Source organism: Klebsiella sp. KE9456 (assembly GCF_043832615.1).
Taxonomy (GTDB): domain Bacteria; phylum Pseudomonadota; class Gammaproteobacteria; order Enterobacterales; family Enterobacteriaceae; genus Klebsiella; species Klebsiella indica.
Genome location: NZ_JBDYQK010000007.1, coordinates 220,228 through 228,466 on the forward strand (window position 1 = coordinate 220,228; position 8,239 = coordinate 228,466).

Consider the following 8,239-nt stretch of genomic DNA (forward strand, 5'->3'; position numbering starts at 1 on the left):
CCGGGTGGCGCTGCGCTTCCCCAGTCTACCAGGCAATTAATCGATGGTACGTTGGATCTCGATAATTTCGAAGACTTCGATCATATCGCCAGCGCGGACATCGTTGTAGTTCTTAACGCCGATACCACACTCCATGCCGTTACGGACTTCGTTAACGTCATCTTTGAAGCGGCGCAGGGACTCCAGCTCACCTTCATAAATCACAACGTTGTCACGCAGAACGCGGATCGGGTTATGGCGTTTAACCACACCTTCGGTAACCATGCAGCCTGCGATAGCACCAAATTTCGGCGATTTGAAGACATCACGAACTTCAGCCAGGCCGATGATCTGCTGTTTCAGTTCCGGAGACAGCATGCCGCTCATTGCCGCCTTCACTTCGTCGATCAGGTTATAAATGACGGAGTAATAGCGCAGATCCAGACTTTCCGCTTCAATCACTTTACGCGCAGAGGCATCGGCACGCACGTTGAAGCCAACCAGGATCGCGTTGGATGCCGCAGCCAGGGTTGCGTCGGTTTCGGTGATACCACCTACGCCGGAACCGATGATCTTCACTTTCACTTCGTCGGTAGAAAGTTTCAGTAAGGAGTCGGAGATCGCTTCCACAGACCCCTGAACGTCCGCTTTGAGTACGATGTTCACTTCATGAACTTCGCCTTCGGTCATATTAGCGAACATGTTCTCAAGTTTAGATTTCTGCTGACGCGCCAGTTTGACTTCACGGAATTTGCCCTGACGATACAGCGCAACTTCACGGGCTTTTTTCTCGTCGCGAACGACGGTCACTTCATCACCGGCAGCCGGCACACCGGACAGGCCAAGGATTTCCACCGGAATGGACGGACCCGCTTCCAGCACTTCCTGACCCAGCTCGTTACGCATCGCACGAACGCGACCATATTCGAAGCCACACAGAACGATATCGCCCTTATGCAGAGTACCTTCGCGAACCAGAACAGTCGCAACCGGACCGCGACCTTTGTCGAGGAAGGATTCGATAACCGCGCCGCTCGCCATACCTTTACGCACCGCTTTCAGCTCCAGGACTTCAGCCTGCAACAGAATGGCGTCCAGCAGGTCATCAATACCGGTACCCGCTTTCGCCGATACGTGGACGAACTGGCTCTCGCCGCCCCACTCTTCCGGCAGGATGCCGTACTGGGACAGTTCGTTCTTAACGCGATCCGGATCGGCTTCCGGCTTATCGATTTTGTTCACTGCAACCACTACCGGCACACCGGCCGCTTTCGCGTGCTGGATAGCTTCAATGGTCTGCGGCATCACGCCGTCGTCAGCAGCAACAACCAGAACAACGATATCCGTTGCCTGCGCGCCACGGGCACGCATGGAGGTAAATGCCGCGTGGCCTGGGGTATCCAGGAAGGTGATCATACCGTTGTCGGTTTCAACGTGGTACGCACCGATATGCTGAGTAATACCGCCTGCTTCGCCGGAAGCGACTTTCGTGGAACGAATGTAGTCCAGCAGAGAGGTTTTACCGTGGTCAACGTGGCCCATGATGGTCACAACCGGCGCACGTGGTTCAGCCGCAGCGCCCGTATCACGGTCGCTCATTACCGCTTCTTCCAGCTCGTTCTCACGACGCAGGATGACTTTGTGGCCCATCTCTTCGGCCACCAGCTGTGCGGTTTCCTGATCGATAACCTGGTTGATGGTCGCCATCGCGCCCATCTTCATCATCGCTTTGATGACCTGAGAGCCTTTGACCGCCATCTTGTTCGCCAGATCGCCCACGGTGATGGTCTCACCGATGATGACATCGCGGTTAACGACCTGAGCAGGCTTCTGGAAGCCTTGCTGCAGGGCTGAACCTTTACGGTGTTTGCCGCCTTTACCGCCGCGAATCGCCGCGCGGGCTTCTTCACGATCGGCTTTCGATTCAGCGTGTTTATTGCCTTTCTTCGCCGGACGGGCGGCTTTGGCGTTACGCCCACGACCACGCCCACCTTCAACTTCACGATCGTTATCATCCTCTGCCTGGCGCGCATGCTGAGAGGTCGTTACATGATAATCGGCGGTTTCTTCTGGAGCTTCTGATGATTCAGTCCAGTTTTTTTCATTTTCTTGAGCCATACGGCGTGCTTCTTCCGCGACGCGACGCGCTTCTTCTTCAAGTTTACGGCGCGCTTCTTCTTCCGCTTTACGCTTCAGTTCTGCTGCTTCTTTCTCGCGGCGGAGCTTTTCAGCCTGGGCGGTTTTGGTCATATCGTCAGTTTGTTGATTGCTCACTTTGTTTTTTTCCGCGGCTTCACGTTTCGCTTTTTCAGCGAGTTCACGTTTAGCTTGTTCTGCGGCCTCACGTTCAGCTTTTAATTGCGCTTCGCGTTTGGCTGCTTCTTCTGCCTCACGTTGCGCCTGCTCTGCCGCTTCACGCTGCGCCTGCTCTTCCGCAGCGAGGCGTTCGGCCTCTTGCGGATCGCGTTTCACAAAAGTGCGTTTCTTGCGGACTTCGATTTGTACCGATTTACTCTTCCCACCGGTACCTGGAATATTTAACGTGCTGCGTGTTTTACGCTGCAGCGTCAACTTGTCGGGCCCTGAGCCGTGTTCACGGTTCAGATGCGTCAACAAGGTTTGCTTCTCTTGCGCGGTCACAGAATCATCAGCCGACTTGCGGATCCCTGCATCAGCAAATTGCTGTATCAGGCGATCCACAGAGGTCTGAATCTCCGAGGCCAGCGCTTTAATAGTCACATCTGTCATGCTGTTCCTTCCTGCTACAGTTTATTACGCTTCGTCGCCGAACCAACAAATATTTCGCGCGGCCATGATCAGTTCTCCGGCTTTCTCGTCGGTCAAGCCTTCGATATCAGCCAGCTCATCAATGCCCTGCTCGGCGAGATCTTCCAGCGTACAAACACCACGGGCAGCCAGAGCGAATGCCAGAGTGCGATCCATACCCTGCAGATTCAACAGATCATCAGCAGGTTTGCTGTCCCCCAGGCTTTCTTCTTTGGCCAGCGCCAGCGTGGTCAGCGCGTTTTTCGCACGCTCACGAAGTGCTTCAACGGTGGCTTCATCCAGACCGTCAATTTCCAGCAGCTCTTTCATTGGCACATAGGCCAGTTCTTCCAGCGTCGCGAAACCTTCCTCAACCAGCAGTGTGGCGAAATCTTCATCAATATCAAGATACTTAGTAAACGTATCGATAGCAGCATGGGCTTCAGCCTGATGCTTAGCCTGTAGATCGTCCACGGTCATGACGTTGAGTTCCCAGCCGCTCAGTTGCGAAGCCAGACGCACGTTCTGACCGTTACGACCAATCGCCTGCGCCAGGTTGCCCGCTTCTACCGCAATATCCATCGTGTGTTTGTCTTCATCCACTACGATAGACGCGACATCAGCCGGCGCCATGGCGTTAATCACGAACTGCGCCGGGTTATCATCCCAAAGAACGATATCAATACGCTCGCCGCCCAGTTCAGTAGAGACGGCCTGCACGCGCGCACCGCGCATACCGACGCATGCGCCAACCGGGTCAATGCGCTTGTCATTGGTTTTCACGGCGATTTTGGCACGGGAGCCCGGATCGCGAGCCGCCGCTTTAATTTCGATAACTTCTTCGCCAATTTCCGGTACTTCAATACGGAACAGTTCAACCAGCATTTCCGGTTTAGAGCGCGTCACGAACAGTTGAGCACCACGCGCTTCCGGACGAACGGCATACAGTACACCACGAATGCGATCGCCAGGACGGAAGTTTTCACGCGGCAGCATATCTTCGCGCAGAATAACGGCTTCCGCATTGTTACCAAGATCCAGGGTAATGTTGTCGCGGTTCACTTTCTTCACCACGCCAGTGATAATTTCGCCTTCGTGCTCGCGGAATTGATCAACGACCATGGCGCGCTCGGCTTCACGTACTTTTTGTACGATAACCTGTTTCGCCGTCTGGGTCGTGATACGGTCAAAGGTGACAGATTCAATCTGGTCTTCAACGTAATCGCCAGGATTCATGCTTTCGTCTTCGAAGCGCGCAGCTTCCAGCGTGATTTCACGCGTCGGTTGAGTGACTTCTTCAACGACCAGCCAGCGACGGAAGGTGTCAAAATCACCGCTCTTACGATCGATCTCTACGCGAACGTCGATTTCTTGCTCGTATTTTTTCTTGGTAGCCGTTGCCAGCGCACTTTCCAACGCTTCGAAAATCTTCTCACGCGGCAGCGCCTTTTCGTTGGAAACGGCTTCAACAACAGCCAAAATTTCTTTGTTCATCGGGGCCTTTCACCTCAATCCAGACTGTTAAAAGTGGGGAACCAGGTTCGCCTTCTGGATGTTACTCAGCGCGAACACTTCATCTTTGTCTTCGACGGTTACCGTGATCATCTCACCGTCTACCGCTTTGATAATGCCCTGCCATTTGCGTCGATTTTGTACCGCCATACGCAGAACCAGCGACACTTCCTCACCGATAAAACGCGTATAGTGCTCTGCGGTAAACATAGGACGGTCAAGACCAGGCGAAGACACCTCCAGGTTATAAGCGACGGTAATCGGATCTTCGACATCCATGACAGCACTGACCTGGTGGCTCACATCAGCACAATCATCAACATTGATGCCATCTTCACTATCAATATAGATGCGCAGTGTGGATGTGCGACCGCGAATAAATTCGATGCCGACCAGCTCAAAGCCAAGCGCTTCAACTGGCGCAGTGAGCATCTCTGTCAATTTTTGCTCTAATGTGGACAAACCCACCCCCAAGACATAAAAAAAGGGCGTATAGCCCAGTTATTCTGCAGTCAGATAACAAAAAACCCCGATAAATCGGGGCTTTAGATAACTGAACCCTGAGATCGCAGTCGCGATCTGGAACACTTTCCAGAAGAATTCTTTCAAATTCGGCTACGAAGGACCCGGTCCTCACAGTATATTTGAAAAAGTACTTAATGGGAAAGTGGTTGCGGGGGCCGGATTTGAACCGACGACCTTCGGGTTATGAGCCCGACGAGCTACCAGGCTGCTCCACCCCGCGCCTGAAACAAACGTGGCGCATTCTACTCGTTTTGAGCAAAAAACGCAAATACTGCTGGGATTTGGTACCGAGAGACGGGACATAAAATCGTGGTGTATTGTATTGATACAGCATATATTTTGTCAACATGAATTTCACAGCGCAGGTTTCAGTCACGCGGGTATCTCAGGGGATTTTTAGCAAAAAGATCATCCTCCTCTTCCTGTTGCCAGCAAAAAATGATTAAATGAAAACTCACAATTAATGCATAAAAATGCAATAAAGATTGTTGAGTCGAACTCACCACAGTCTATCTAGCAGGGTTTTATTTTATGACGACGATTCTCAAACATCTCCCGGTTGGTCAACGTATTGGTATCGCTTTTTCTGGTGGACTGGATACCAGCGCCGCCCTGTTGTGGATGCGTAAAAAAGGCGCAGTTCCTTATGCATATACCGCTAATCTGGGCCAGCCGGACGAAGACGATTACGACGCCATTCCTCGTCGCGCCAAAGAGTATGGTGCCGAAGGGGCTCGTCTCATCGACTGCCGTAAGCAACTGGTTGCGGAAGGTATTGCCGCCATCCAATGCGGCGCGTTTCATAACACCACCGGCGGCTTGACCTACTTTAACACCACTCCGCTGGGCCGCGCCGTGACCGGTACCATGCTGGTCGCCGCCATGAAAGAAGATGGTGTCAATATCTGGGGTGATGGCAGTACCTATAAAGGTAACGATATTGAACGTTTCTATCGTTACGGCTTGCTGACTAACGCCGAACTGAAAATTTACAAACCCTGGCTGGATAGCGACTTTATTAACGAGTTAGGCGGCCGTCAGGAAATGTCCGAGTTTATGATTTCCTGCGGATTTGATTACAAAATGTCCGTAGAAAAAGCCTACTCCACCGATTCCAATATGCTCGGCGCGACCCATGAAGCAAAAGATCTGGAATTCCTGAACTCCAGCGTCAAGATTGTGAACCCGATCATGGGCGTCAAATTCTGGGATGAGAACGTCAAAATCCCTGCTGAGGAAGTCACCGTGCGTTTTGAACAGGGTCACCCGGTTGCGCTGAACGGACAAACCTTCAGCGACGACGTTGAGCTGATGATGGAAGCTAACCGCATCGGCGGTCGTCACGGTCTGGGGATGAGCGACCAGATTGAAAACCGTATTATCGAAGCGAAAAGCCGCGGTATTTATGAAGCCCCGGGGATGGCGCTGCTGCATATCGCTTACGAACGTCTGCTGACCGGTATTCACAACGAAGATACTATCGAGCAATACCATGCGCATGGCCGCCAGCTTGGGCGTCTGTTGTATCAGGGCCGCTGGTTCGACTCCCAGGCATTAATGCTGCGTGACAGCCTGCAGCGCTGGGTCGCCAGCCAAATCACCGGTGAGGTCACGCTTGAACTGCGTCGCGGCAACGACTACTCCATCCTGAATACCGTCTCTGACAATCTGACCTACAAAGCAGAGCGTCTGACAATGGAGAAAGGTGATTCGATGTTCTCCGCGGAAGACCGTATCGGTCAACTGACCATGCGTAATCTGGATATTACCGATACCCGCGAGAAGCTGTTTGGCTACGCGCAGTCTGGCCTGTTGACCGCCTCTTCCGCCACGGGTTTACCTCAGGTGGAAAATCTGGAAAACAAAGACAAATAACGCTCCGAATAAATCGCAGGCCGCGTAAGCGACCGCGGATTGTGACCCTCGCGTAAAAACGTGAGGGTTTTCTTTTACGGCAAAAACAGATTGCATGAGCGATTTTGCCGATTACCACTCAACGCGATTACCTGACCTTCCTCTCCCCGCCTCAACGCAGATCAAACAAACATAAACATTTGAATTAAAAGTAATTTTTACACATAGTCATCACAGACAACATGTGCAGCCCATCGTTTATTGACGATGTGATCAATCTAAAGGAATTTAAATTTCATTAATATATATAATGAATTAAATATTTCAAAATCAATGCAAGATTTTGTCCTCGCTGTTCGTGGTTCCTGAGCATTAGATCGGTTAAATCTCACTAGAGAGTTTAAAATTAACAAACTGAATTTTAGGAAAAAAAAATGAAAACAGCACTACATGGTGTCTCAGTATGGTACAGCAATGCCGTCACCCAGCTAAGCATTGCAAAAGAGAGCGGATTCGATGCGCTGGAGATCCTGCCGGAACATCTTTTTCGTTACCTCGATAATGGCGGGACATTCGAGGCATACCGACATTTGATGCAGCACTATGACATTGAAGTCAGTTGCATTAATGCCCTGAAACGCATCGGGCGGTATCAGCCCGGTGAACGGGAAGAGATGCTGAGGGAGGCCGAAAAAATTAGCCATGCCGCTCAGGAACTGAAATGCCCGGTAGTGCAGATTATGGCGCTGACCGAACTGGATCATCTCAGCGAGGATGAACGTAACGATATCCTGGTCAGGAACATTCGTGATATTGCGGATATTGGTAAACAATACGGTGTCAAATACCAGATTGAGATTGTTGCTTTCACTCGTTTCAATACGCTGCGCCAGGCGCTGGAGATTATTAAACGTGTTGGCCGCGACAATATTGGCCTGGTCATTGACTTCTGGCACCTGCATGCCGGCGGCGGTACGACCCCAGATGAAGTGGCCAACATGGACGTAAATCTTATTTATGGCGTTCATTTCTGCGACGGACGCGCCGCGAAGCCAGGTGAAGCCTGGGACGAGTGGGTGCAACGCGACTACCAGCCAGGCGAAGGCGATGTGGATATTGCCGCATGGATTAAGGCTGTTAAAGCTACCGGCTACAACGGCGTATGGGCGCCAGAGCAATTGAGTCCCACGCACTGGGAGGATGATTTATATCAGATTGGTAAAGATAATTACCAAAGCTTAATTGAATACACGGCATAAGGAAGAAGACCGCTAACAGACGAACCGTGTGTGAAACATATTACTGAATCGTCAGTCAGAGACTGTCATTTAAATTGAGTCATCGGCGTTGTCGTCCGTTTCATTGGCCAACGGCAATCGCATTATCGGTGGTTTAAACGAAAATCTGATTCGGTTTATTCGCTTACTGAGCTGATACGGGCTGAATGAAATATAAAGGATATAACTTTTTTATGACTTTCAGCCTCTGAAAAGCCACTGACGAATAACGGACTCACCGCATGGGGGTTGGGCGCATCAAGGAAACCTGGCGAGAACGCAGGCGCGCATCCAGGACTGGCCGCCAGGACGGCGGCCAGAGGGCG

General features: G+C 51.5%; 6 protein-coding genes and 1 tRNA gene. 2 read left to right on the plus strand and 5 right to left on the minus strand.

Translation table 11 applies throughout. The features are described 5' to 3' along the window. Positions 1 to 36: 36 nt before the first annotated feature. The 4 genes from infB to ABK821_RS09610 all read right to left on the minus strand — a co-directional run bounded on the left by infB (position 37) and on the right by ABK821_RS09610 (position 5,002). Entirely contained in the window at positions 37 to 2,727 is a 2,691-nt protein-coding gene (infB, locus tag ABK821_RS09595) for a translation initiation factor IF-2 (protein WP_138362406.1), read from the minus strand. A gap of 24 nt (positions 2,728 to 2,751) precedes the next feature. Beyond that, on the minus strand, positions 2,752 to 4,239 hold the full coding sequence (gene nusA / locus ABK821_RS09600; protein ID WP_138362405.1) for a transcription termination factor NusA: 1,488 nt from the start codon (positions 4,237 to 4,239) through the stop codon (positions 2,752 to 2,754). Positions 4,240 to 4,266: 27 nt separating this feature from the next. Beyond that, the gene (gene rimP / locus ABK821_RS09605) at positions 4,267 to 4,719 is read right to left on the minus strand and encodes a ribosome maturation factor RimP (RefSeq protein WP_138362404.1); all 453 of its coding nucleotides are present in this window, start codon (positions 4,717 to 4,719) and stop codon (positions 4,267 to 4,269) included. A gap of 206 nt (positions 4,720 to 4,925) precedes the next feature. Further along, positions 4,926 to 5,002, minus strand: a tRNA-Met gene (locus ABK821_RS09610). A 311-nt stretch (positions 5,003 to 5,313) separates the two neighbouring features. Between ABK821_RS09610 and argG the strand changes: the two genes are divergently transcribed. Both argG and ABK821_RS09620 read left to right on the plus strand, forming a co-directional pair. Next, complete coding sequence (gene argG / locus ABK821_RS09615; protein WP_138362403.1) at positions 5,314 to 6,657, plus strand: argininosuccinate synthase; 1,344 nt, start codon at positions 5,314 to 5,316, stop codon at positions 6,655 to 6,657. A gap of 413 nt (positions 6,658 to 7,070) precedes the next feature. Continuing rightward, positions 7,071 to 7,895: a sugar phosphate isomerase/epimerase gene (locus tag ABK821_RS09620; protein WP_138362402.1), complete on the plus strand. Its 825-nt coding sequence runs from the start codon at positions 7,071 to 7,073 to the stop codon at positions 7,893 to 7,895. Between the two features lie 155 nt (positions 7,896 to 8,050). On the opposite strand, the gene ABK821_RS09625 is transcribed toward ABK821_RS09620, so the two are convergent. Then, on the minus strand, positions 8,051 to 8,239 hold a 189-nt coding region (locus tag ABK821_RS09625; RefSeq protein ID WP_395033930.1), incomplete at its 5' end, for a hypothetical protein.